We start from the raw sequence: 23,306 nt of genomic DNA on the forward strand, positions 1-23,306 counted from the left end.
GCGGACTCCGTCCGCGATCGATTCCCGGGTGCTTCGAGCCGGCCGGTGGCACATCGCGGACGGAGTCCGCTCCTACGTTAAGCCGGAACCCAGCGCCGCTCGGCGTCAGCCGAGCAGGAACAGCGCGTTGCTGGCGAACAGCGCGGCGAACTGGTCGGGCGGTACCGGGCGGCCGAAGAGGAAGCCCTGCACCTCGTCACAGCCGTGCTCGCGAAGGAACTCCAGCTGCTCGTGGCTCTCCACGCCCTCGGCGATCACCATCAGGTTCAGGCTGTGGGCCATGGCGATGATGGCGCGGGCGATCTGCGCGTCCTGCTCGCCGTGGGGCAGGCCGTCGACGAAGCTGCGGTCGATCTTCAGCACGTCGATGGGGAACTGCTTCAGGTAGTTGAGCGAGGAATAGCCGGTGCCGAAGTCGTCCACCGCAATCGCCAGACCGAGGCGTTTCAGCCCGGACAGTATCTGCATCGCCTGGGAAACGTCGCTCATCAGGATGCTTTCGGTCAGCTCCAGCTCCAGGCAGGCCGGGGCGATGCCGGTGTCCTCGAGGATGCCGGCGATGCGCTCGCCCAGCTGGCCGTCGGCGAACTGCCGGGCCGAGAGGTTCACGGCGATCTTCGGCACCCGCACCTTGTCGCGGTGCCAGGCGCGCAGTTGCAGGCAGGCCTGCTCCAGCAGCCAGTCGCCGACCTGGGCGACCAGGCCGAGCTCTTCCAGCACCGGGATGAACTCGGCCGGCGGGATCAGCCCGCGGCGCGGGTGCTGCCAGCGCAGCAGCGCCTCGGCGCCGGTCAGGCGGCGGCCATCGCCGGTGAACTGCGGCTGGTAGTGCAGGACGAACTCGTGCTGCTCGATGGCGCGGCGCAGGTCGCTTTCCAGCTCCAGGCGTTCCAGGGCGCGGGCGTTCATCTCGGCCTGATAGAACTGGAAGTTGTTCTTGCCCATCTCCTTGGCGTGGTACATCGCCGTGTCGGCGTTCTTCATCAGTTGGCTGAGCTCGGCGCCGTCCTGCGGCGAGAGCGCCACGCCGATGCTGGCGGTGACGAAGAACTCGCGGCCCTCCAGGGTGAAGGGGCGGGCAAGGCTGGAGAGGATCTGCTCGGCAACCTGGATCGCCTGTTTCAGCGCCTTCTCGCGATCCTTCTGGCCGGGCAGCAGCAGGGTGAATTCGTCGCCGCCCATGCGCGCCACGGTGTCGTTGTCACTGACGCAATGGCTCAGGCGCTCGGCCACTTCCTTGAGCATGCGATCGCCCGCGGCGTGGCCGAGGGAGTCGTTGATCGGCTTGAAGCGGTCGAGGTCGAGGAACATCAGCACCACCCACTGCTGGTGCCGTTCGGCCTGCAGCAGGGCGGTGTGCAGGCGGTCCTGGAACAGCGTGCGGTTGGGCAGGTGGGTCAGGGCGTCGTAGTAGGCCAGGCGGTGGATGCGCCGTTCGCTGGCCTTGCGCTCGCTGATGTCGCTGAAGAAGCAGACGAAGCTGACCAGGTCACCTTCCTCGTCATGGACTGCGGTGATGCCGACCCAGCTCGGGTACAGCTCGCCGCTCTTGCGCTTCTGCAGGATCTCGCCTTCCCAGCTGCCGCTCTTGAGCAGGCTTTCCATCACATGCTTGAGCTGGTTGGCTTCCTGGCGGTCGGCGGTGAGCAGGCGCGGCAGCTGGTCCAGCACTTCGCGGTCGGAGTAGCCGGTAAGACGGCTGAACGAGTCGTTGATCTGCACGATGTAGCCGGCCGGGTCGGTGACCATGATCGCCGCCGTGGAGTGCTCGAATACCGTCGCCGCCATGCGCATCTCGCGCTCGGCGCGGCGCTGCTGGCTGACGTCGCGGGCGACGCCGAGCAGGCCCTCGAAGCGCCCGTGGTCGTCCCACATCAGGGCGATGCGCAGCTCCACCGGAATCTTGTGGCCGTCGGCGTGCAGGCAGTCGAGGCTGAACAGCTGCGGCTCGGTGCTTTCGCGCAGCTCGGCGAGGCGCTTGGGCTCGCCGATGGCGCCCTGCACGCGGTTCAGCAGTTCATCCAGGCGCTCCAGCTGCGCCGGGTTGGCGGCCACCTGCTGGAAACCGTTGGCGAGCACCCACTCGGGGCTGTAGCCGAGCACCTGCTGGATCGACGGGCTGAGGTAGTTGAGCTTGACCTGGGCGTCGGTGGAGAGGATCACGTCGCTGATGCTCTCGGCGAGCATGCGGTAGCGGCGGCCGCTCTCGCGCAGGGAGTTGTGCGCCTCGACGGTGTCGGTGATGTCCTTGGCCACGCCGATCAGGCGCGCCACGCGGCCGGCGGCGTCGCGGGTGAAGGCCTGCTCGCGGATGTCGAACCAGTGCCAGCTGCCGTCGCGATGGCGCCAGCGCAGCTGGCTGTCCAGCAGCAGGCCATCGCCCACCACCTGCTGCAGGTTGCGTACGCGCCAGTAGTACTCGACGTCGTCCGGGTGCAGGACCTTTTCCCAGAAGCGCTCGCCCATCTCGCGCAGCTCGTCGTTGTCGTAGCCGAGCTGGTGGCCGAGGTTGTGGTTGCTGAAGATCACCCGGCGTGCGGCGATGTCGTGGATGTACAGGGTGTCGGGCACCGCGCGCACCGCGTCGGACCAGAACTTCTCGCGTTCGATCAGCGACAGCTCGACCTGCTTGCGGCTGGTGATGTCCGACAGGCTCAGGGTGACGGCGTGGAAGTCCTGGATCATCTCCGGCACGCGCAGCTGCAGCCAGAGGTGGCGCTGCTCGCCCTGGCGGGTATGGATGCAGGCTTCCAGCTCGACCATGCCGTGGCCGTGCAGCACCGCTTCGAGCACCTTGCTGCGCACGCCGTCCGGGCGCATGCCGGCGTTGCCGATCAGCACCTGCCAGGCCTGCTCGGTGCTGCTCACGCCCATCAGGCGCTTTGCGACGTTGTTGATCTCGGTGATCCGCGCCTGGCGCAGCAGCCAGGGCAGGCGCTCGGGCTGCGAGGCGATCCACTCGCGCAGGTCGCTCTGGCGGCGCAGGTTGAGGTCCACCAGGCTCTGGCGCAGGGCGGAGAGGTCGAGCACGCAGAGCGCGACGCCGACGCCGTCGAAGATGTCCTGGTAGCGCCGACGGGTCTCTTCGAGGATGTGCAGCGCCTGCTGCTCCTCGGTGACGTCACGCAGCACCCAGACCTGCCCGCCCTGGGGCAGGTTGCCACGCAGCACCCAGGTCTGCTCCGGCGACAGCGGGCTGTCGTCCAGCGAGTGCTGGCTGACGGCGAACAGCCGTGGCTGGCCGGTGTGGTTGACCCGTACCAGCTCGGAGCCGTTGTCCGTTGCACCCTCGGCGCCGTTGAGCAGCGCCCCCAGGCCGGGCAGCAGCTCCAGCAGGTGGTGCTCGCCGGCCTTGTCGGCGGAAATCCCGAACAACTGCTCGGCCTGCGGGTTGAGATAGGCCAGGCGGCCGTCGGCGCGGGTCACCAGCACCCGCTCGTCGATGGCGCCCAGCGCCTGCGCGGCCTGGCGCAGGCTCTGCTGGGACTCGGCGGTCAGCGCACGCAGGTTCTGCTGTTCGCGTTGCAGGCGCAGCAGGGCGCCACCGGCGATCCCGGCGAGCACCAGCAGCAGCGCCAGTTCGCCGCCCAGGCGCGGCAGCAGGGTGGCGCGTATCTGCTGGCTGTCGAACTGCGGGCGCAGGTGCCAGTCGGTATTGGGGATTTCCAGGCCTTCCAGGCTCTGCGCCTGTTCCATCGGCGAGGCAGCAGACAGCGGGCCAGGGCGGTAGCCGCTGGAGCGGCCGAGGACCTTCTGCTGCACCTCGTCGACCAGGATCCAGCCGGGCGTTTCCGGGCGGATCTGCTCGGCCCAGCCGCGCCGGGCGATCTTCTCGTCGAGGCGGATGACGCTGTCGCCCTCGTCGGGCTCGGTCGCCTTCAGCCAGACATAGAAGTGGCCGCCATTCTCTTCGCTGAAGGCGTAGTGATAGTCCTCGCTTGCGCTGCGCTGGCGCAGGGCCTCGATGAAGGCAGCGTCCTTCATGCCACTGGTCGTATCGTGCACGGCGCGGCCGTCGGCATCCAGCCGCACCAGGCTATGGAAGGACGGGTAGATGTGTTTGAGGCCGGCAGTCAGCGCGGTGCGCGCCTCGCCATCGTTGTGCTCGCCTTCCTGCTGGAGCAGGGCCTGGGCCGCCACCGCCTTCAGGCCCAGGGTCAGCGACAGGCGCTGGGCCATCTGCTCACCGTGCAGGACCACCCGCTCACGCTCGAAGCGCTCCTGATTGCGGAACTCCTGATGCAGTTGCCAGCCGAGCAGGCCGAGCATCAGCAGCACCAGCAGCATCAGGGCTGTCCGGGTCGCGACGCGGCCAGGCCTGGCCAGTGCTTCCGGCGGAGTGCGGGGGGAAATAGACAAGGACTTAAGGACCTGGGGCGATACGGCTGAATTCGGCGCAGGCTAGGATGCCCGGAAAGGCGGCGAAGTGCCAGCATGGCCGACGAGCGTCGTTTGCCCTTCCCGGCTCATTCCGGTAGCTTTGCCGCACGCGCGCGTGATGTGCAGCGAAAAGTTCGACGCATAAAGTACATCCCCGCAGAGTCCCGCGCGAAGGGCCGTCCATCGGCCGTTCGCGCCCGCAGGCAGCCAGCCGTGCTGCCGATTCCGGCCCAGATGCCGGCGTCCCGGAACCCGAAGTCATCCGTTCCGGCCATCCCGATCACTCTTTATCCCAGAAGTCAGGTATCCATGGCTCAATACGTCTACACCATGCACCGGGTCGGCAAGGTCGTGCCGCCCAAGCGTGAAATCCTCAAGAACATCTCCCTGTCGTTCTTCCCCGGCGCCAAGATCGGCGTGCTCGGTCTGAACGGCGCGGGTAAATCCACCCTGCTGCGCATCATGGCCGGCGTCGACACCGAGATCGAAGGTGAAGCCCGCCCGATGCCGGGCATCAACGTCGGTTACCTGCCGCAGGAGCCGCGCCTCGATCCGCAGGCCACCGTGCGCGAAATCGTCGAAGAGGCCGTTGGCCAGATCAAGGCCGCCCAGGCGCGCCTGGACGAGGTCTACGCCGCCTACGCCGAGCCGGACGCCGACTTCGACGCCCTGGCCGCCGAGCAGGCCAAGCTGGAGGCCATCCTCCAGGCTTCCGACGGCCACAACCTGGAGCGTCAGCTGGAAGTCGCCGCCGACGCCCTGCGTCTGCCGGCCTGGGACGCCAAGATCGAGCACCTCTCCGGTGGCGAGAAGCGCCGCGTGGCCCTGTGCCGCCTGCTGCTGTCCGCCCCCGACATGCTGCTGCTGGACGAACCGACCAACCACCTGGACGCCGACTCCGTCGCCTGGCTGGAACACTTCCTCCACGACTTCCCCGGCACCGTGGTAGCGATTACCCACGACCGCTACTTCCTCGACAACGTCGCCGGCTGGATTCTCGAACTCGACCGTGGCCAGGGCATCCCGTTCGAAGGCAACTACTCCGGCTGGCTGGAATCCAAGGCCAACCGCCTGGCCCAGGAAGCCAAGCAGGAAGCCTCCCACGCCAAGGCCATGAAGGCCGAACTGGAGTGGGTACGCCAGGGCGCCAAGGCTCGCCAGTCCAAGTCCAAGGCCCGTCTGCAGCGCTTCGAGGAACTGCAATCGCAGGAATTCCAGAAGCGCAGCGAGACCAACGAGATCTACATCCCGGCCGGTCCGCGCCTGGGCGACAAGGTCATCGAGCTGCACAACGTCACCAAGGGCTACGGCGAGCGCGTGCTGATCGACAACCTGTCGCTGAGCATTCCCAAGGGCGCCATCGTCGGCGTGATCGGCGGCAACGGTGCGGGTAAATCCACCCTGTTCCGCATGCTGACCGGCAAGGAGCAACCGGACTCGGGCACCATCGAGATCGGCGAAACCGTGCAGATCGCCAGCGTCGACCAGAGCCGCGAAGTCCTCGAAGGCAACAAGACCGTGTGGGAACAGGTGTCCGACGGCTTCGAGCAGATCAAGATCGGCAACTACGAAGTCCCGTCGCGCAGCTACGTCGGTCGCTTCAACTTCAAGGGCGGCGACCAGCAGAAGTTCGTCAAGGACCTCTCCGGTGGTGAGCGCGGCCGTCTGCACCTGGCCCTGACCCTGAAGCAGGGCGGCAACGTGCTGCTGCTCGACGAACCGTCCAACGACCTCGACGTGGAAACCCTGCGTGCGCTGGAAGAAGCGCTGCTGGACTTCCCCGGCGCCGCCATCGTGATTTCCCACGATCGCTGGTTCCTGGACCGCATCGCGACCCACATCCTTTCCTACGAGGACGACGGCAAGGTGACCTTCTTCGAAGGCAACTACACCGAGTTCGAAGCCGATCGTAAAAAACGCCTGGGCGACGCTGCCTCGCAGCCGCACCGCGTGCGTTACAAGAAGCTGGCGTAAGCCGCTTCTGCATGAAAACGGGGCCTTCGGGCCCCGTTTTTTTTGCGCGCGCTTTTCCGCCGGCAGTCAGCGGCTGCGCTTGAGATCGTCCAGTGCGCGGCGCTGGTCTTCCAGCTGGCGCTGCAGTGTGTCGATTTGCCGCGCCTGGTCCTGCAGGGTGCGTTGCTGGTCTTCCAGCTGGCGCGACATGCGCTGTAGGTCGCTGCTGCTGAAGTCCGACTTGTGGATCACTTCCCTGTCGAATCTATCTGCCACCAGCAGTGCGCCGGAATCGGTGAAGTCACCCAGTTTCATGGCCCCGTAGGCGGGCAGGGCGAGGGCGCAGGTGAGTGCGGCGAGGAGAGCTGGCGTGCGTGCGGGCATGAATCGTCCTCAGGCTATTGCACTGGTTGAGTGCTTTTTCTATTGATTTTGTATACAAAAATCTGTTTTTCTGCCGGTCCGGCAGAAGTGGGATTTATATTTTTGCACCATAAAGATTCATAAAAGCGTCACGCTGCACTATCTCGGGGCGGCGTGGGTTGTTAGAGTCTGCCGGCAAAAAAGCATCACATAACCAGAAAAGTACCGGTGTAGACATGACGCAATCCGTTGACTCGTTCCTCGAGCGCCTCAAGCGGCGCGACCCCGATCAGCCCGAATTCCACCAGGCGGTGGAAGAGGTGCTGCGCTCCCTCTGGCCCTTCCTCGAAGCCAACCCGCATTACCTGCAGGCCGGCATCGTCGAACGCATCGTCGAGCCCGAACGCGCGATCCTGTTCCGCGTACCGTGGGTGGATGATGCCGGACGAGTGCGGGTCAACCGTGGTTTCCGCATCCAGATGAGCAGCGCCATCGGCCCGTACAAGGGCGGCCTGCGCTTCCACCCATCGGTGAACCTGGGCGTGCTGAAGTTCCTCGCCTTCGAGCAGGTCTTCAAGAACTCGCTGACCTCGCTGCCCATGGGCGGCGGCAAGGGCGGCTCGGACTTCGACCCGAAGGGCAAGAGCGACGCCGAAGTCATGCGCTTCTGCCAGTCGTTCATGAGCGAGCTGTTCCGCCACGTCGGCGCTGACCTCGACGTGCCGGCCGGCGACATCGGCGTGGGCGCCCGCGAGATCGGCTATATGTTCGGCCAGTACAAGCGCCTGTCCAACGAGTTCACCTCGGTGCTGACCGGCAAGGGCATGTCCTACGGCGGCAGCCTGATCCGCCCGGAAGCCACCGGCTACGGCTGCGTGTACTTCGCCCAGGAAATGCTCAAGGCCCGCGACAGCGGCTTCGACGGCCAGCGCGTGGCCATCTCCGGCTCCGGCAATGTGGCCCAGTACGCCGCGCAGAAGGTCATGGAACTGGGCGGCAAGGTGATCTCGCTGTCCGATTCCGAAGGCACCCTGTTCTTCGAGGCCGGCCTGACCGTCGAGCAGTGGGAAGCAGTGATGGAGCTGAAGAACGTCCGTCGCGGCCGCCTCAGCGAAATGACCGGCCCCGGCCTGCGCTTCATTGCCGGTGAACGTCCGTGGTCGCTGGCCTGCGACATCGCGCTGCCCTGCGCCACCCAGAACGAGCTGGACGCCAACGACGCGCGCACCCTGCTGGCCAACGGCTGCATCTGCGTGGCCGAGGGCGCGAACATGCCATCGACCCTGGAGGCTGTGGATATCTTCATCGAGGCCGGCATCCTCTACGCGCCGGGCAAGGCTTCCAACGCCGGCGGCGTCGCCACCAGCGGCCTGGAAATGAGCCAGAACGCCATGCGCCTGCTGTGGACCGCCGGTGAAGTGGACCAGCGCCTGCACGGCATCATGCAGAACATCCACCATGCCTGCGTCGCCTACGGCGAGGAGAATGGCCGGATCAACTACGTGAAGGGCGCGAACATCGCCGGCTTCGTGAAAGTCGCCGATGCGATGCTGGCCCAGGGCGTGGTCTGACCGTTCCCGCAGCAAGAAGAACGGGCCCATCGGGCCCGTTTTTCATTTCTGCTGATGACACATCGCTTTGGTCGGGCAACCGCCCTTATCTGATTGCGCTGCCACTGAAGGGATAGGGGCGTGTGCAGGGATTACCCTTGTAGGAGCGGATCTTATCCGCGATCCGGCCGGTAGGCCGGCGATCGCAGACTGCACCGCTGTCGCGGTGTTCGCGGACAAGGTCCGCTCCTACGGGGTGGTTCAATCCACCGGGCGCGGGGTTTCCGCGGTGCTCGGCGGCAACAGCGGGTACTCCACCTTCGGCTGCTTGCCGGTGACGCTCTTGAGGAAGGCGACGATATCGCCGACTTCCTCGGCGTTGAGCTGCTTGCCCAGCTGCGCGGTGCCCATGATCGCCACGGCTTCCTCCAGGTCCCAGACCTTCCCGCTGTGGAAATACGGCGCGGTCAGCGCGATGTTGCGCAGGGGCGCTGCGCGGAACACGTACTGGTCATTCTGCGTCTTGGTCACCTCGAAGCGGCCCTTGTCGCCGCTGGGCAGGATCTTGCCATCGGGCTTCTTCACCAGGCCGAACGGGAAGTAGGCCTGGCCGCCGAGGTTCACGCCGTTGTGGCAACTGATGCAGCCCGAGCTCATGAAGGTTTGCAGGCCCTTTTTCTCCCTGGCATCAAGGGCCTTGTCGTCGCCCTTGAGGTAGAGGTCGAAGCGCGAGTCCGGGGTGATCAGGGTTGACTCGAAGGCCTGCAGCGCGCGGGCCATGTTGTCGAAGCTGACTGCCTGCTTGTCGGCGGGGAAGGCCTTTTCGAAGGCGGCCACGTACTCGGGCATGCTCTGTAGCGTGGCCTCGACGTTCTTCGGCGTGTTGTGCATTTCCACCGGGTTCTGCACCGGGCCCTTGGCCTGTTCTTCCAGGTCCTTGGCGCGGCCATCCCAGAACTGTGCGACGTTGAACACGGCGTTGAACACGGTGGGCGAGTTGCGCGCACCCTTCTGCCAGGCATGGCCACTGGAGGTGGGCACGTTATCTGCGCCGCCGGTGCCGATGTTGTGGCAGGTGTTGCAGCTGATCACGTGACTGGCGGACAGGCGCGGCTCGAAGAACAGCTGCCGGCCGAGGTCGACCTGGTTGGGGTCGAGCTTGTCGCTGGCCTGCTCCGGGATCGGTTTGAAGATGCTGTTGGCGCTGTCGCGCAGGACGTCGGCATTGGCGTGCGCTGCCGCCGTGCTCACGGCCAGCAGCAGGCTGCCCAGGGCCAGTTTGATGGGCTGCATGTGGAGTCTCCTTGTCTCAGGCTTTGGTTTCTTCTGAGTTCAAGGAGAGGCCAGGTGGGCGGCAGTCGGCTTGACCGAAATCAAGCGAGCGGCCCGATGCAGGTGCGGATGGTTGCCGCAGCGGTCAGTTGCCGCGCAGGGCACGGGACAGCGCGCGGTCCTTCTGCTGTTCCCAGTCGCGGTCCCGGTCGCTGTTGCGCTGTTCTTCGTACTCCTGGCGTTCCTGGCTGACGCGCATGGCCTGGCACTGCTGGAAGCCGTCGTTCCAGCCCAGGGCGTATTTCGCTTCGCCGAGGTAGCGCGGCACGTCCTTGCGGAATTCGCCGGTGATCGCCCCGGCCGCCTGGCGACCGCTGCCGCAGCCGTCGTCGTAGCCGTCGGCATAGGCCGGCGGGTAGCCCTTGGCGATGAGGGTTTCGTGGGTGGTTTCACAGCCGGCGAGCAGGGCGGCGCAGATCAGGACGAGGGCGGCGCGGCGCGCCATGGGGGCTCCCGTGTGCCGATGGGCGGGCACACACGCCGGAAGAGTTGGCGCCACTCGAGGTGACTTGGCGCCAATCTAGCCAGCGGCTCGTGAGGAAAGCGTCAAGCCGGCGTGATGCGGATGTGCTGGCCCTGTGCCGCGCGCGCCTCGCAGGAGATGCACACCGGCAGGAAGGCTTCGATCACCGCACGGTTGCTCAGCAGATGATCGCTCAGCAGCGGCGTGCTGAAGCTGCCGCCGCCGGCCAGGGCCATGGGCAGCAGCAACTGGTCGGCGAGATGCTCCTCGACGCTGGTGCCACTGCGGCGCCAGTTCTCCGCCTGGCGCAGCGCCTGGCTGGCGACGCGCTCGGCGCTGACGCCGGACTGGCCGAAGGCGCAGAACACCAGGCTCAAGTGCTCGCACTCGATCTCCAGCAGCAGGGCGTTGCCCGGCCCCTGGTCTTCCGGTAGGCGGACGACCTGGGTCGACGCCGCATACCAGTCCTGGTGCCGCTTCACCTTCTCCAGCTCGCGATCCCCGACGTGGCCGGGGATCGCCGCCAGCAGCGCACGGGCCGAGCGCGAGCGCTCGCCACCAGCTTCCAGCAGGTGCAGCGGCTGCAACTCGCCGGGCTCGATGCGCACCTGCAACTCACCGCCGCCGGCCGGCATGAAGCCATGGCGCAGCAGCTCGAAGTCTACCTTCGCGCCCATGCGCCGCAGCAACGGCAGCCAGCTGCGCTCGATGAAGTCCGCCGGCGGCGCCAGCGGGTTGTGCGTGCCACCGCTGATCGCCAGGCTGCTCGGCCCATCGGCGAACAGCAGTGCTGGCAGAAGCGTCTGCAACACCAGCACGGCACTGCCCGCGCTACCGATGGCGAAGCGGTAGTCACCGCCGCGAATCGCGCCGGGGCGGAAGGTCAGGCTGCGCGAGCCCAGCTCGTCGCCTTCCACTGCCGCGCCGCAGATTTCCGCTGCGGCGCGTACGGCCGTCAGGTGCTGGCGCAGCAGCCCCGGCCGCGAGCGGCGGCCACGGATGTTGACGATGCGCAGCGCCTTGCCGGTGATCATCGACAGGCTCAGCGCGCTGCGCAGTATCTGCCCGCCGCCTTCGGCGCCGTCGAGTTCGATCAGGTGCTTGTTCATCTGGCGTATTTCCTCACCTGCTCGCGCAGGAAACGGTCCAGGCGCTCCGTGTCGTGACAGCCGCCACGGGGTGCGCCGAGGGTTTCCGCGCGTTGCAGTTCTTCCTCGATCAGTCGGTGCAGGGCCGGGCGCGCCGGGCCGTACTCGGCCTCGACCGCCTGGCGCTTGAGCACCAGCAGTTCCTCGACTTCGGCGCGCTGGGCGGCATCGTCGAGGGTCGCTTCCATCAGTGTCTCGAAGACCATCGGCGGCATGCCGAGGCCCTGGTCGATCCAGCGCACCGCCAGCAGCGGGCGCAGCACGTAGAGGTACTTCTTGTAGCGAACCTCGTCGCCCTGCAGATAGCCGCGGAAGTTCTTCTTCGCCATCGACAGGTAGTGCGCCCTTGCCGCGGCGGGCGAGTAGAAATCCCGCGCCAGCTGGCGCAGGCCTTCGGTCGCTGCTGGTTCGCTGCGGTACACCAGCGGCGAGTCCAGCCACTCCAGCAGCGTCGGGTTGGACTTGCGCAGCAGCCGCAGCGTCTTGCGCAGTTCCCAGCCGCTGAGGTCCAGTTCGTCGGTCAGCGGGCGCTCCAGCACGTCGCGCGGCTCTTCTACGCGCAGGTACCAGTCCGGCTGGTGCACGTAGACGAAGCGCACGTCGTAGTCGCTGTCCGGTGAGGCGAAGCCCCAGGCGCGGCTGCCGGATTCGCATGCGTAGAGCACGGTCACGCCGCGCTCCTGTTCCAGTCTTGCCAGTTCTTCCAGCACCCGTTCGCGCATGGCGGCGGGGAGTGGATGGCGTTCGTCCCTGTTCATCGGGTGTTCCTTGTTCTTTCAGTCCGTCGCGCTGGCGGCCAGCGCGGACAATGTTCGTCGTCGCGGGTTGTACAGGGTGAGGCACCAGATGCCCCACCACTCCTTGCCGTCATCGAAGTAGCAGCTCCAGCTGCTGCGGTGCGGCTCGGCATCGCCGTCGCCGACCCAGTCGAGCACCTGTAGGCCTTCGTCCGGGTGCAGCCGCAGCGCCTGCAGCCATTCGCGGAAGTCCGCGACCTGCAGCTGGGTGCCATAGGGCGGATCGCGGAAGGCGCGGCACAGCGGGCCGTCGTCCTGGGCCAGTTCGCGCACTGCTTCGGCGCTGAGAGCTTGCGGGCGGGCCTGGGCCAGGTCCGGCGTCAGGTCCGCCCATTCGTGGGTGGCGTACTGCGGGTGGCGGGCGATGACTTCCGCTTGCCACTTGCGTGCGCGTTCCTGGATGGATTCGAACAGCAGCTGCAACGCCAGGCGATGTTCCGCCTCGCCGGGCGTGGCGGTCGGGTCGAGCGTCAGCACGCGGAAGTCGAAGACGCAGCGCTCCTGTTCCAGGCGGCTGCGCAGCTCCTGCATGCGCTGGTTCTCCATGGGTTGCAGCATGTCCTCACCTCATCCTTTCACGCATACCACCTGACGCAGGGTATGCAGCACTTCCACCAGCTCGCGCTGGGCGTCCATCACGGCGTCGATGTCCTTGTAGGCCATCGGGATCTCGTCGATCACGTCGGCATCCTTGCGGCATTCGACGTGGGCGGTGGCGCGAATCTGGTCCTCGACGCTGAACAGCTTCTTCGCCTTGGTACGGCTCATGGTGCGGCCGGCACCGTGGCTGCACGAGCAGAAGGCTTCCTCGTTGCCCAGTCCGCGGACGATGAAGCTGCGAGCGCCCATCGATCCCGGAATGATGCCGAGCTGGCCCTTCTGCGCAGACACCGCGCCTTTGCGTGTTACCAGTACCTCTTCGCCGAAGTGGCGCTCCTTCTGCACGTAGTTGTGGTGGCAGTTCACCGCTTCCAGGCTCGCTTCGAACGGCTTGCGGATGATCTGCCGCGCCGCCGCGATCACCGAGTGCATCATCAGCTCGCGGTTCTGCCGGGCGAAGTCCTGGGCCCAGCCGACGGCTTCCACGTAGTCGTCGAAGTGCTGGCTGCCTTCCTCGAAGTAGGCCAGGTCACGGTCCGGCAGGTTGGCGATGTGCTGGCGCATATCGGCCTGGGCCAGTTCGATGAACAGGTTGCCGATGGCGTTGCCCACGCCGCGCGAGCCGCTGTGCAGCATGAACCAGACGCGGTCCGCTTCGTCGAGGCAGACCTCGATGAAGTGGTTGCCGGTACCGAGGGTTCCCAGGTGCTTGCGGTTGTTGGTCTTCGTAAGCTTCGGGTGCTTGTCGGTGATCACCTTGAAGCGGCCGGCCAGTGCGCGCCACGCGTCGTCGGCGTGCTCGGGCACGTTTTCCCAGGCACCTTTATCGCGCCCGGCTCGGGTGTTGCTGCGGCCGTGCGGCACGGCCTTCTCGATGGCGGTACGCAGGCCGTGCAGGTTATCCGGCAGGTCGGCGGCCACCAGCGAGGTGCGCGCAGCGATCATCCCGCAGCCGATATCCACACCCACGGCGGCCGGGATGATGGCGCCCTTGGTGGGAATCACGCTGCCGATGGTCGACCCCTTGCCCAGGTGCACGTCCGGCATCACGGCGAGGTGCTTGAAGATGAAGGGCATCTTCGCGGTGTTCATCAGTTGCTGCCTGGCGTCGTCTTCCACCGGCACGCCCTGGGTCCAGAGCTTGATCGGTTTGCCGTTGGCGATTTCCAGCAGTTGGAAGGTCTTGGTGCTCATGTTTCGTCTCTCTTCTGTTGCGTGGCGAGCTGGCCAGTAGCGGGTTGTGCCCGGCCATCGCGAATTCGTTTGTTCAATCGACAGGTGCGGCAGCGTATCGCCGTGGAAAACACCTGTCCCTTACAGTCTTCGTACCACCACTTCTGCTGGGCGGCGGTCCAGGTCTGCTCGGCGCCGCAGTCGTGGCAGGTGAAGTCCTGGTCCTCGTACCAGCCGCGGCGCACGAAATGCGGATCGCCGTAGCTGTTGTAGGGCGCCAGGTTCGAGCGGTTCACCGGCAAGCTGCCGGGCGGCGCCAGGCGGCTTTCCGGCTGCCTGGCCCGTTCGGCCTTCCAGGCCTTGCGCCGCTCGCGCTTCTGGCGGATTTCCTGGCGGCGCTGCTTGTTGCTCTTCACCGTGCTGTCTCCTGCGCCGGGCAGGCCTTTGTCAGGCCTGCTTCAGCGTCACCAGTCCATTCAATACCTGATCCAGGCCACCGAATACCGAGATGCGGTCGATCCGTTCGGCCACCCGCTCCAGGGTTTCCAGCTCCTTCAGGCGCAGGGCGGTGGGGTTGTCTTCCATCACCTTCGCCGTGTTCAGCAGCGAGCGGGTCGCCGAGGTCTCCTCGCGACGACGGATCACGTTCGCCTGCGCGGCCTTCTCCGCCTCCACCACCTGGGCCAGCAGGGTCTTCATCTCGCCCGGCAGGATGATGTCGCGCACGCCCAGGCCGCTGACCTCGATGCCGGTGCCCGGCAGCCGTTCCTTCAGGTAGGCGCTGACCGAGTCGTCGATGAGCTGCTTGTTCTCCAGCAGCTCATCCAGCGAACGGGTGCCCACCGCCGCGCGCAGGCCGAACTGCAGCTCGCGGTAGAGGTGCTCCAGCGGCTTGGACAGGCTGGAAAACGCCGTCAGCACGTCGCTGTAACGCCAGTTGGCGGCCAGGTTCAGGCGCAGGCTCACCTTGTCGCGGGTGAGGATTTCCTGGCCGCTGACTTCCAGCGCCTGGATCCGCGTATCGATCAGCTCCACGCTGACCTGGCGGTTGTAGCGCCAGAAACCGTACTGGCCTGCCGGCAGCAACTCGACCACTGCGCCATCGACCTTCAGCACGCCGACCTGGTACGCCGGGACCAGGGTCACCAGCAGCGCCTCGACGCCGATCACGCTGCGGCCGCGCAGGTTGCCCTGCATCTGCTGCAACAGTGCCGGAGCCACGCGGTACTCCTGGCTCAGGTCGATGCGTTCCAGGCGCTGTTCGGTCTGGCCTTTCCAGTACAGGCGGCGGCTGCCCGGCGCGAGGATTTCCGCCAGCACGCCGTCCTCGAAGCGCAGGCCGGCCTCGTTTTCGGCCAGGTCCATGCGGGTGAAGTAGCGTTCGACCAGCGCAGGCTCGGACTGGCGCAGGTAGCCGGCCAGGCGGTGCTCGAACAGCGGGGTGTTGAGGCTGAAGGTTTCCACGCTCAGGCGGTTGTACAGGTCCAGATGGCGGTGGATGCCCGGTTCGAGGATCGCCAGGAAATCACCCTCCGAGTACAGCAGGCCGCGTTCGTTCTTCTTCACGGTAAAGCGCTTCAGCAGTTTCATTTCTCTCTTCCTTTTTCTGTTGTGCAGGGTGCCGGTGTCCGCCAGTCCGTCGGGTGGCGAGGCGGGGGCCTGCGAGAGCCAGGTGCTGCGGACTGCCTGTCCATCACGCCGAATCCATCGGCCAGCACTTGCCTTGTCGCGGGCCCGGTCCTCGTACCGGGCGGGCCGGCGGTGGCTTCGGGTCCCTGGCGTTTCCGGCCTTCCTGGCCTGTTTGCGCCTGTCCCGTCGCCCACCGGCGGGGTGTTGCATTCATGAGTAGCTGCCTTAACAGGGCAGTGTTCGAGCGGGAGTCGAACCCGCGACAGGCCATCCGAAAATGGCTGCTCTACCGGACTGAGCTATCGAACGGCGCGGGCAGGATTCGAACCTGCGACGGCTCCATCCAAGTGGAGTGCTCTACCGGACTGAGCTACCGCGCCATCGACCGTGACTGCTGCAGCGGCATGCACGAAGCCGACACCAGGGGTGGGCTCGGGCACCGGCGGGAGTTGAAGTCCCTGCCCGTGGGCTGCATCAGCGATGCGGTCGAAGGAGATATAGCGAGGGGCGTGCCAGGTTTGTTTTCGGTTTGTGCTGAATTTTTTAACTTGTTGATAAATAACGATTTAATTTTATTTTATGAGCGAGTGGCCGTGTTTTTTGATTGGTCGATTGCGCGATTAATGGATATGCTGGGATCGTTATTTATCTTTATGGATAAAAGATGAAAGCCAAGAAAACCGTCGCCATCGGCTTCCTCGGGTCCACCCTGGATCGCGTCGGCAAGGGCGCAGCGCGCTGGCAGAAGTGGCGGCCCACGGTCGGCTTGTGCCAGCAGCAGGACCTGCTGGTCGACCGCCTGGAGCTGATCCACGGGCTGGACGCGCGGGATGTCGGGCTGGCCGAGCGCATTGCCGCCGACGTGCGACTCGTCTCGCCGGAGACCGAGGTGCGCCTGCAGCCCATGGCGCTGCGCAATCCGTGGGACTTCGAGGAGGTCTACGGCGCGCTGCACGATTTCGTCGGCGGCTACGCCTTCGATACCGAGCACGAGGACTACCTGGTGCACATCACCACCGGGACCCACGTCGCGCAGATCTGCTGGTTCCTCCTCACCGAGGCGCGCTACCTGCCGGCGCGGCTGGTGCAGGCTTCGCCGTCGCGGCGCCAGGACGAGGCGCGGCAGCCGGAAGGAACGGTCACGGTCATCGACCTCGACCTGTCGCGCTACGACCGCATCGCCACGCGCTTCCGCCGCGAGCAGGAAGAGAGTCTGGCTTTCCTCAAGTCCGGCATCGCCACGCGCAACGCCGAATTCAACCGCTCCATCGAACAGATCGAGCGGGTCGCCGGGCGCTCCCGCGCGCCGATGCTGCTGATCGGCCCGACCGGCGCGGGCAAGTCGTTCCTCGCTCGCCGCGTCTACGAACTCAAGCGCGCGCGGCACCAGTTCCAGGGCCGCTTCGTCGAAGTGAACTGCGCGACCTTGCGCGGCGACGGTGCCATGTCTGCGCTGTTCGGCCACATCAAGGGCGCCTTCACTGGCGCGCAGAACGCCCGCGAAGGCCTGCTGCGCGCAGCGGATGGCGGCATGCTGTTCCTCGATGAGATCGGTGAGCTGGGCCTGGACGAACAGGCCATGCTGCTCAAGGCCATCGAGGAGAAGCGCTTCTTCCCGCTGGGCTCGGACCGTGAGGTGGGCAGCGACTTCCAGCTGATCGCCGGCACCCACCGTGATCTGCGCGAGCGCGTCGCCGAGGGGTTGTTCCGTGAGGACCTGTTCGCCCGCATCAACCTCTGGACCTTCGACCTGCCGGGCCTCGCCGGCCGCCGTGAGGACATCGAGCCGAACATCGATTTCGAGCTGGAGCGCCACGCCCGCGAGCAGGGACGTCTGGTGCGTTTCAACCGCGAGGCGCGCATGCGCTACCTGGCTTTCGCCAACTCGGCGCAGGCGCTATGGAGCGGCAACTTCCGCGAGCTGTCGGCATCGATCACGCGCATGGCAACCCTGGCCGACAGCGGACGTATCGACGAGGCGCTGGTGGAGGAAGAGATTGGCCGGCTGCGCCGCTCCTGGGGCGCTACCCAGGCGCAGAGCCTTTTGGATGACTTGCTGGGGGAGGGCGCCGCAGCGCTGGACCTGTTCGACCGTCTGCAACTGGAGGCAGTGATCGGCGCCTGTCGCCAGGCGCGCAGCCTATCCGATGCCGGCCGCCAGCTGTTCGCCGTTTCGCGCCAGGACAAGCAGAACCCCAACGACGCCGACCGCCTGCGCAAGTACCTGGCGCGCTTCGGCCTGGATTGGGCCGGCATCATCGAAGGGGTGCGGTAGACTCGGGGTTTTGCACCAGCGGCAAGGAGCCGATCATGGAAGAACCGATGAGCGTCGAGCAGCTGTGCCGACGCATCGAGGCGGGCGAGGCCTTCAAGTACGTGTATTTCTGGGGGCACCGTCCGAAGCGCTCCGGGGAGGTCGACAAGAGCTGCTTCAGCCAGTGGTTCGAGGCTGACTTCGTGATCGATGGTGAGACCTACCGCAGCGCCGAGCACTACATGATGGCCGGCAAGGCCCGGCTGTTCCGCGATGAGACGGCGCTGGCGCGGATTCTCGCGGCGCGCACGCCAGCCGAGGCAAAGTCCATCGGCCGCGAGATCCTCGGCTTCGACGAGGCGGCCTGGAATGCCGAGCGCCTGGCCATCGTCACCCGCGCCAACCACGCCAAGTTCGGGCAGAACCCGGCCCTGCGCGAATTCCTGCTGGGCACTGGCGACCGCGTGCTGGTCGAGGCCAGCCCGGTGGATGCGATCTGGGGCATCGGCCTGGCGCTGGATCACCCCGATGCGGGCAACCCGGCGCGCTGGCGCGGGCTGAACCTGCTGGGCTTCGCCCTGATGAGCGCGCGTGATGCGCTACGCCAGGAGAGTGGCGATGCCTGAGTTCACTCCTGCACAACAGCAACTGCTGCGCGAGCACCGCCTGGCCTGCTTCGCCGGGCGCATCATCCACGACGCACAGCCGCCGATCAGCGACGCCCAGCTCGCGGAGGTCGAGTTGCGCCTGCGCAGCAAGCTGCCGCCGGAGCTGGTCGCCCTGTGGCGCTGCACCTTCGGCGGTCGCCTGGATTACGAGCTGTGCGTGGACTACGACGGCCACTTGCATCCGTACTCGTTCAACGAGCTGTTCTACCCGGACAGCGATGGCTACCACGACCTCTGGGGCTGGTTGGAGCACGAGCAGGAGTGCGCCGCGGAAGTCGCGGAAGAGAATGGCCAGGAGTGGGACGGTTGTGTCGGCTTCCTGCCTATCGGCGGCTTCGAGTATCTGGAGCGAGTGTATGTCTGCGTCGAGCCGGAAGAGTTCGGCGCCATCTACGCCTGGAGCCGTGCGCTGCCGCCGGCCTGGCCGCTGCGCCTGCACCAGGACGCGCTGACCCGGATCGCCGACGATCTGCACGGCCTGTTCGCGCTGCTGGGCTTCGATGACGACCCGTTTGTCGAGGGCGCGGATGCCGGGCAGGAATTGCTCGAGGCCCTGGATGAACTGGCCGCCTCGGGCGCCGAGGGCGCAGCGCTGGCGCAACAGCTGCAGGATTCGCTGCGGCCGCTGGTACGCGATTGGCGCGCGGCGCTGGAGCAGGGGAATATCGCTGGCGCGGGAGAGTTGCAGCGCCTGGCGCTGACCCACGCGGTGCGCAGCAGTGATATCGAGTTGCTGGAGCAGCTGCGCGCCCAGGGCTGCGACCTGGGCCAGTTGCTGACCGGTGGCGGCAATGGGCCGGTGCATGCGCGGGTGATGCAGCGCGAGGCGGTGATCGGCTGGTTCGCCAAGCAGGGCGTCGCGGAGTATCAACTCGACGGAGACGTGGCATGACGCTGGCGACAGGTTTGCCGGAGTCGCTGGTGGAGTTTCTGCGCCAGCCGGTGGCGGTGCCGGAGGATCGAGTCGAGGCGCAGGATTTCGTCCGCCGTACCGACGTGCGCGAACTGTACCGCGGGACCCTGGGGACGCCCCGCGCAGACGAGATGCTTGCCCTTTGCGCGGAGCTGTTTGCCGAACTCAACCCCAACCGCGCGTCGCTGCTGGCGCTGTTCTGTGGCAGTTGGGTTGAGGGCGGCGCGAGTCCGCGCATTGCCTTCGCAGCGGTGCTGGAGGCGTTGGGGCGCGCGCTGGCTGTTGTGCGTCCCTATTGCGCCGATGAAGACGTGGAAGATGACGAGGAAGCGCAAGCCGCGGCCGGGCTGGCCCGTGCGCAACTCGACAGCCTGACGCCGGCGCAGTCATTGCAGGTCGACAGTGCCCACGCCGCGGTCGATCTGCTGGTGCTGCCGCTGATGACCATGCTGATGCGTTCGCGGGAAAATCACCGCGACTTCCTGGCCAGCGGCGAGCTACTGCGTGACATCGATGCGATGGTGAAATCCAACACCACGCTGCCGTTCGACAACTTGCACTTTCTCGACCACGCCGCGGCGCTGACCTACGACGACGAACTGGTGGTGGTCCTGCCGACGACACGCACGGGGCTGGTGGTGAGCGCGCAGGGCATCAACTGCAACTTCCACGCGTTTTCCCTGCTGCAACCGCTGCTGGCGGCCCATGGTGAGCGGCTCGGGCTGCAAGTCACCGCGCCTGTCGCAGCGGATGAAGTGCCGCGGGAAGACAGCGCGCAGTACCTGTGGCTGCAGGCCTTTGCCTTCGAGAAGGGCGAGCTGGTCAACAGCCTGGCCTGGGCCTGGGGTGAGGCGCCGCTGCGCAGCAATAGCCGCAAGCACGGCCATTGTGTGCTGATCGCGCTGGATACCGAGGAGGGTGTGTCGCGCTCCTGGTCGGGCTTCGCCGACCGTCTGCATGACGCGCATCAACCGTCGGTGGAGCTGGTGCGTTTCCTCAGCGCCGAAGAAGTGGCGGCCTACCTCGACTGATACTGGAAAGGGCGCGCCGCGGCAGTGGCCGCGGCGCGCGGGTTCCGATCAGTAGTGGTACCAGCGCAGTTCCAGCATCACTTCGTTGCGCGGGCTGGCCTCGTGGCTGAACTCGCGCTGGGCCGACAGGCGCAGGCCGAGGTTGCGGCCCAGTTCCACCTGCTGGCCGAAGCTCAGGCTGCGGCGCACCTCGCCGTTGTGGAAGAAGTCACCCTTGCCTTCGAGGCTGAGGTTGCCCAGCGGGTTGCTCCACAGCACGCCAGTATCGAAACCCATGGCTGGCGCGATGGTGGCGGCGAAGTCCGGGTTGTTCTCGATGCGTGCGGTGCCCAGGGCATAGGCCTGCAGGTCGTCGGTGAGCTTCCAGCTGCCGCCGGCGCCGCCATTCAGATGGCCGGCCAGGGTATCGTGGTCGTTGTCGCTGTGCTTGCCGATCACCCGTTCCCAGCCGCCGGATACCTGCCAGGACAGCGGTTGCAGCAGCTCGTTGCGCGGCGTCATGGAGCGGATGGTGACCAGGTCGAGCTGCTGCAGCTGCCAGCGGTTGCCTTCGTACTGGCGCAGCTTGAGCTGGCCGATCTCGATCTGCGCGCCGAGGGGGAAGCCGAAGGCGTTGTCTTCGAGGTCGTGGTAGGCCATGCGCAGGCCGTACTGGGCGAAGGCCTGGCCATCGCGGCTGCCGGCGCCCAGCTGCCAGGTACGTGACTGGTGGCCTTCCTCGGGCTGGCCGGGGCGCTCCACTTGCAGTGCTGGCGGTGGGTTCTGGTTGATCGCCTTGAGCAGGTTGTAGCTGCGCGAGGCGGTGGACTGGTCGCGCTCCTGGCCGGTGGCGCGATAGCGCACCAGGCGGAAGGCGGTGTCCTGCACCAGCGCCTGGCGGTCGGCGGGCAGGGCGGCGAATTCGGGGCTCTGCAGCAGGCTGTCGTCATCGGCGAGGTGCCGCGCCAGGACCTTCTCGTCGTGGCTCAGCGGTTCGCTGCGGGCGAGCAACTCGCGCTCGCGGGAGGGGCGGTAGTCGACGCGGTCGATCATCCCGGCGTTCTTCACTGCGCGCACGGTGTCGGTGGGGATGGCGGTGAGCGGGAAGTGGTCGGTCAGTTCGACACCGGGGCGGGCGATCTCCAGCAGCTCCAGCAGGCGGAAGGAGCAGTTCTCGTCGAAGAAGTAGTACTTGAAGCGGATCTGCTTCAGCTCCCAGACGTGCTCGACCATCCGCGCGGTTTCCTCCGGCGTCAGGTTCAGGCGGTATTCCCAGAGGTCGCGGTTTTCCAGGCGGCTGTATTCGGCGAGCTTCTCGCGGTAGGGCACCAGGGCGAACAGGCCGGGGTAGCCGCCCATCAGGCCCTTCCAGGCGTAGAGGATGCTGTTGTCCATGCCCTCGATATAGGCGCCGAAGTTGAGCGCGTAGCTGAGCAGGGCGGTGTTGTCGGAGTCGACATCGGCCTGGTCGATGCGCAGCAGGGTGTGGCCGAACATCGACGACGGGCTGTTCAGGTAGGCGGCCGGGAACACCAGCACGGCGCTGTGCGGGTTGATGTCCTGGTACCAGGTGGTGAATTCCTTGCACTCCACCTGCGGCAGGTCGGTGAGCTGCAGTTGCTGGCGCAGCCAGCGGGTGCGCGCCGGATAGACGCACTGGGCGTGATTGCCGGCCTTGCTCGCGGGGGCGTAGAGCGCCTTCACGGTGGCGGCCAGTTCCGCTTCGGGATGGCTCTCGCCGTCCTTGGCCAGGAAGAATTTCGGGTCGTCGACAAAGCTGCGCCAACCGCCCAGCTTGGCGTGCTCGTAGTGCCCCAGGGCCAGCCAGTAGGGTTCGGCGGCCAGTTGCTGCAGGCGTTGCGGGTCGGGCTGTGGAGCGGCAAGGAGCGGGGTGCAGGCGCACAGCGCCATCCAGGGCAACAGGCGTTTGGGCATCGAGTGGGCTTACTGGAAGGGAAGGATGAGCCCGCCCGATCGGGGCGGGCTCGCGTCGGCCATCAGGCCTGTTCGGCGTACTTGGCCAGGGTGCTGTCCTGTTTCAGGACGGCCTGGGTGTTGGCGTAGACGTCCTCGGCGGTGACGTCGGACTTGTTGAAGATCTGCGCGAAGTGCTGGTGGGTGACCTGGGCGAAGTGCGCGCGGTCTTCCGGCTTCACGCCCAGTACCACGGCGTAGGTGGTCAGCGCTTCGCCGTCACCCTTGGCCATGTCTTCGGAGAGCTCGTCCATCATGCTGCTGAGCACGATCATCGGCTTGCCGCCATAGGTCAGCGCGCCATTGGTGTGGCAGCCGTTGGTGCCGGTGGTCATGCCGAAGGTGTTGTTGCCGCTGGTGCCGTTGGTGGTGGCGGCCAGCACGTGGGTGGCCGTGCCGCGCTGGCCCTTGAACAGCATGTTGCCCCAGCCGCAGCCGTCGCTGCCGGGTGCATCGGCGAGCGCGCTGAGGGAGGCGGTGGCGAGGAGGGTACCGAGCAGAATCCTTTTCATCGTTTTTCTCTCTTTATTTATTTGAGGTCGGGGACCGTTGAAAAGTCGCTGACAGCAGTAACAGCGCCTGTCAGAGCTTTCATCCATTGCCTTGAAGGTGTCAAGGCAACTGCTGCCGCATGCAGTATGGTCCAGCCTGGCTCTCCTGGCCCGCATGACGGGCAGTTGATCGGCATCAGCGGCGGAAGTCTTGGAACCGGCCACACTTCAATCAGTTCCCTCTGCGAGGTAGTTGCCATGGTCGATTTCGATCCCCGGCCCGCTCTGGACCAACTGGCGGCGGAGTATTCCCGGCGCGCCGAAGCCATCCGCCGCGACCTGGGCCAGGCGCATTCGCCGGACTTCGCCGAACAGGCCCAGCAGCGGCAGAACGATGACGTGCTGCGCGCGCTGCTGGCCGAAGCCGAGGCCGGCATGCGCCTGGTGGGGCTGGCGCGCCTGCGCCTGGCCGATGGCAGCTACGGCGAGTGCGCGCGTTGTGGCGAGGCCATCGAGGAACGCCGCCTGCGCGCGTTGCCGGCAGCCGAGCACTGCCTGCGCTGCGCCGATGCGCTGGACTGAAACTGTCACCAATACTGCCTTGCCA

Annotated in this window: 20 protein-coding genes and 1 tRNA gene; 8 read left to right on the plus strand and 13 right to left on the minus strand. The window is 66.4% G+C overall.

From position 1 onward, the window contains the following. Positions 1-105: 105 nt before the first annotated feature. On the minus strand, positions 106-4,287 hold the full coding sequence (locus QO207_RS06875) for an EAL domain-containing protein (RefSeq protein ID WP_301531742.1): 4,182 nt from the start codon (positions 4,285-4,287) through the stop codon (positions 106-108). A 402-nt stretch (positions 4,288-4,689) separates the two neighbouring features. Between QO207_RS06875 and ettA the strand changes: the two genes are divergently transcribed. Next, complete coding sequence (ettA, locus tag QO207_RS06880) at positions 4,690-6,354, plus strand: energy-dependent translational throttle protein EttA (RefSeq protein ID WP_301531743.1); 1,665 nt, start codon at positions 4,690-4,692, stop codon at positions 6,352-6,354. 66 nt (positions 6,355-6,420) lie between these two features. Here the strand turns inward: ettA and QO207_RS06885 are convergent, their stop codons facing one another. Beyond that, the gene (locus QO207_RS06885; RefSeq protein WP_301531744.1) at positions 6,421-6,717 is read right to left on the minus strand and encodes a hypothetical protein; all 297 of its coding nucleotides are present in this window, start codon (positions 6,715-6,717) and stop codon (positions 6,421-6,423) included. A gap of 215 nt (positions 6,718-6,932) precedes the next feature. Here QO207_RS06885 and gdhA point away from each other — a divergent pair, with 215 nt between their 5' ends. After that, on the plus strand, positions 6,933-8,267 hold the full coding sequence (gene gdhA, locus QO207_RS06890; RefSeq protein WP_301531745.1) for an NADP-specific glutamate dehydrogenase: 1,335 nt from the start codon (positions 6,933-6,935) through the stop codon (positions 8,265-8,267). Between the two features lie 240 nt (positions 8,268-8,507). Here the strand turns inward: gdhA and QO207_RS06895 are convergent, their stop codons facing one another. From QO207_RS06895 to QO207_RS06935, 9 genes are all read right to left on the minus strand, one after another. Beyond that, positions 8,508-9,539 (minus strand): cytochrome-c peroxidase, encoded by a 1,032-nt coding sequence (locus QO207_RS06895; RefSeq protein ID WP_301531746.1) that lies wholly within the window; start codon positions 9,537-9,539, stop codon positions 8,508-8,510. A 124-nt stretch (positions 9,540-9,663) separates the two neighbouring features. Continuing rightward, complete coding sequence (locus QO207_RS06900) at positions 9,664-10,023, minus strand: hypothetical protein (RefSeq protein ID WP_301531747.1); 360 nt, start codon at positions 10,021-10,023, stop codon at positions 9,664-9,666. A 101-nt stretch (positions 10,024-10,124) separates the two neighbouring features. After that, positions 10,125-11,150 carry an RNA 3'-terminal phosphate cyclase gene (rtcA, locus tag QO207_RS06905; RefSeq protein WP_301531748.1) on the minus strand — a complete coding sequence of 342 codons (1,026 nt, stop codon included), beginning with the start codon at positions 11,148-11,150 and terminating at the stop codon, positions 10,125-10,127. After that, positions 11,147-11,947 carry a nucleotidyltransferase domain-containing protein gene (locus QO207_RS06910; RefSeq protein WP_301531749.1) on the minus strand — a complete coding sequence of 267 codons (801 nt, stop codon included), beginning with the start codon at positions 11,945-11,947 and terminating at the stop codon, positions 11,147-11,149. Before QO207_RS06910 ends, rtcA begins: the two co-directional genes overlap by 4 nt. A gap of 18 nt (positions 11,948-11,965) precedes the next feature. Next, on the minus strand, positions 11,966-12,544 hold the full coding sequence (locus QO207_RS06915; protein ID WP_301531750.1) for a hypothetical protein: 579 nt from the start codon (positions 12,542-12,544) through the stop codon (positions 11,966-11,968). A gap of 9 nt (positions 12,545-12,553) precedes the next feature. Then, positions 12,554-13,780 carry an RtcB family protein gene (locus QO207_RS06920; RefSeq protein WP_301531751.1) on the minus strand — a complete coding sequence of 409 codons (1,227 nt, stop codon included), beginning with the start codon at positions 13,778-13,780 and terminating at the stop codon, positions 12,554-12,556. Next, positions 13,777-14,175 (minus strand): zinc-ribbon domain containing protein, encoded by a 399-nt coding sequence (locus tag QO207_RS06925; RefSeq protein WP_301531752.1) that lies wholly within the window; start codon positions 14,173-14,175, stop codon positions 13,777-13,779. The genes QO207_RS06920 and QO207_RS06925 overlap by 4 nt, the downstream gene beginning before the upstream one ends. A 31-nt stretch (positions 14,176-14,206) precedes the next feature. Then, on the minus strand, positions 14,207-15,349 hold the full coding sequence (locus QO207_RS06930; protein WP_239744888.1) for a slipin family protein: 1,143 nt from the start codon (positions 15,347-15,349) through the stop codon (positions 14,207-14,209). A 347-nt stretch (positions 15,350-15,696) separates the two neighbouring features. Continuing rightward, a tRNA-OTHER gene (locus tag QO207_RS06935) sits at positions 15,697-15,769 on the minus strand. A gap of 24 nt (positions 15,770-15,793) precedes the next feature. On the opposite strand from QO207_RS06935, the gene QO207_RS06940 reads away from it, so the two are divergent. From QO207_RS06940 to QO207_RS06960, 5 genes are read left to right on the plus strand one after another with little or no spacing between them, the layout of a single operon-like run. After that, positions 15,794-16,057: a hypothetical protein gene (locus QO207_RS06940; RefSeq protein WP_301531753.1), complete on the plus strand. Its 264-nt coding sequence runs from the start codon at positions 15,794-15,796 to the stop codon at positions 16,055-16,057. Continuing rightward, complete coding sequence (gene rtcR / locus QO207_RS06945; RefSeq protein WP_301531754.1) at positions 16,054-17,664, plus strand: RNA repair transcriptional activator RtcR; 1,611 nt, start codon at positions 16,054-16,056, stop codon at positions 17,662-17,664. The genes QO207_RS06940 and rtcR overlap by 4 nt, the downstream gene beginning before the upstream one ends. A 35-nt stretch (positions 17,665-17,699) precedes the next feature. Then, the gene (locus QO207_RS06950; protein ID WP_301531755.1) at positions 17,700-18,269 is read left to right on the plus strand and encodes an NADAR family protein; all 570 of its coding nucleotides are present in this window, start codon (positions 17,700-17,702) and stop codon (positions 18,267-18,269) included. Next, positions 18,262-19,203 (plus strand): SMI1/KNR4 family protein, encoded by a 942-nt coding sequence (locus tag QO207_RS06955; protein WP_301531756.1) that lies wholly within the window; start codon positions 18,262-18,264, stop codon positions 19,201-19,203. Before QO207_RS06950 ends, QO207_RS06955 begins: the two co-directional genes overlap by 8 nt. Continuing rightward, positions 19,200-20,255, plus strand: a complete 1,056-nt coding sequence (locus tag QO207_RS06960; RefSeq protein ID WP_301531757.1) for a hypothetical protein — start codon at positions 19,200-19,202, stop codon at positions 20,253-20,255. Before QO207_RS06955 ends, QO207_RS06960 begins: the two co-directional genes overlap by 4 nt. A 48-nt stretch (positions 20,256-20,303) precedes the next feature. Here the strand turns inward: QO207_RS06960 and QO207_RS06965 are convergent, their stop codons facing one another. Then, a complete protein-coding gene (locus tag QO207_RS06965; RefSeq protein WP_301531758.1) occupies positions 20,304-22,169 on the minus strand; it encodes a DUF4105 domain-containing protein in 1,866 nt (621 codons plus the stop codon). A 62-nt stretch (positions 22,170-22,231) separates the two neighbouring features. Further along, positions 22,232-22,720 carry a DUF3015 domain-containing protein gene (locus tag QO207_RS06970; protein ID WP_301531759.1) on the minus strand — a complete coding sequence of 163 codons (489 nt, stop codon included), beginning with the start codon at positions 22,718-22,720 and terminating at the stop codon, positions 22,232-22,234. 237 nt (positions 22,721-22,957) lie between these two features. Between QO207_RS06970 and QO207_RS06975 the strand changes: the two genes are divergently transcribed. Continuing rightward, positions 22,958-23,281, plus strand: a complete 324-nt coding sequence (locus QO207_RS06975; protein WP_301531760.1) for a TraR/DksA C4-type zinc finger protein — start codon at positions 22,958-22,960, stop codon at positions 23,279-23,281. Positions 23,282-23,306: the final 25 nt, after the last annotated feature.

The sequence above is a fragment of the Pseudomonas sp. CAN1 genome (assembly GCF_030462585.1).
Classification (GTDB): Bacteria; Pseudomonadota; Gammaproteobacteria; order Pseudomonadales; family Pseudomonadaceae; genus Pseudomonas.

Bases quoted from the DNA above. Each gene is read 5' to 3' on its own strand.
- QO207_RS06875 (WP_301531742.1), bottom strand. From the start codon at position 4,287: ATGCTGCTGGTGCTGCTGATGCTCGGCCTGCTCGGCTGGCAACTGCAT.
- ettA (WP_301531743.1), top strand. From the start codon at position 4,690: ATGGCTCAATACGTCTACACCATGCACCGGGTCGGCAAGGTCGTGCCG.
- QO207_RS06885 (WP_301531744.1), bottom strand. From the start codon at position 6,717: ATGCCCGCACGCACGCCAGCTCTCCTCGCCGCACTCACCTGCGCCCTC.
- gdhA (WP_301531745.1), top strand. From the start codon at position 6,933: ATGACGCAATCCGTTGACTCGTTCCTCGAGCGCCTCAAGCGGCGCGAC.
- QO207_RS06895 (WP_301531746.1), bottom strand. From the start codon at position 9,539: ATGCAGCCCATCAAACTGGCCCTGGGCAGCCTGCTGCTGGCCGTGAGC.
- QO207_RS06900 (WP_301531747.1), bottom strand. From the start codon at position 10,023: ATGGCGCGCCGCGCCGCCCTCGTCCTGATCTGCGCCGCCCTGCTCGCC.
- rtcA (WP_301531748.1), bottom strand. From the start codon at position 11,150: ATGAACAAGCACCTGATCGAACTCGACGGCGCCGAAGGCGGCGGGCAG.
- QO207_RS06910 (WP_301531749.1), bottom strand. From the start codon at position 11,947: ATGAACAGGGACGAACGCCATCCACTCCCCGCCGCCATGCGCGAACGG.
- QO207_RS06915 (WP_301531750.1), bottom strand. From the start codon at position 12,544: ATGCTGCAACCCATGGAGAACCAGCGCATGCAGGAGCTGCGCAGCCGC.
- QO207_RS06920 (WP_301531751.1), bottom strand. From the start codon at position 13,780: ATGAGCACCAAGACCTTCCAACTGCTGGAAATCGCCAACGGCAAACCG.
- QO207_RS06930 (WP_239744888.1), bottom strand. From the start codon at position 15,349: ATGAAACTGCTGAAGCGCTTTACCGTGAAGAAGAACGAACGCGGCCTG.
- QO207_RS06940 (WP_301531753.1), top strand. From the start codon at position 15,794: ATGCACGAAGCCGACACCAGGGGTGGGCTCGGGCACCGGCGGGAGTTG.
- rtcR (WP_301531754.1), top strand. From the start codon at position 16,054: ATGAAAGCCAAGAAAACCGTCGCCATCGGCTTCCTCGGGTCCACCCTG.
- QO207_RS06950 (WP_301531755.1), top strand. From the start codon at position 17,700: ATGGAAGAACCGATGAGCGTCGAGCAGCTGTGCCGACGCATCGAGGCG.
- QO207_RS06955 (WP_301531756.1), top strand. From the start codon at position 18,262: ATGCCTGAGTTCACTCCTGCACAACAGCAACTGCTGCGCGAGCACCGC.
- QO207_RS06960 (WP_301531757.1), top strand. From the start codon at position 19,200: ATGACGCTGGCGACAGGTTTGCCGGAGTCGCTGGTGGAGTTTCTGCGC.
- QO207_RS06965 (WP_301531758.1), bottom strand. From the start codon at position 22,169: ATGCCCAAACGCCTGTTGCCCTGGATGGCGCTGTGCGCCTGCACCCCG.
- QO207_RS06970 (WP_301531759.1), bottom strand. From the start codon at position 22,720: ATGAAAAGGATTCTGCTCGGTACCCTCCTCGCCACCGCCTCCCTCAGC.
- QO207_RS06975 (WP_301531760.1), top strand. From the start codon at position 22,958: ATGGTCGATTTCGATCCCCGGCCCGCTCTGGACCAACTGGCGGCGGAG.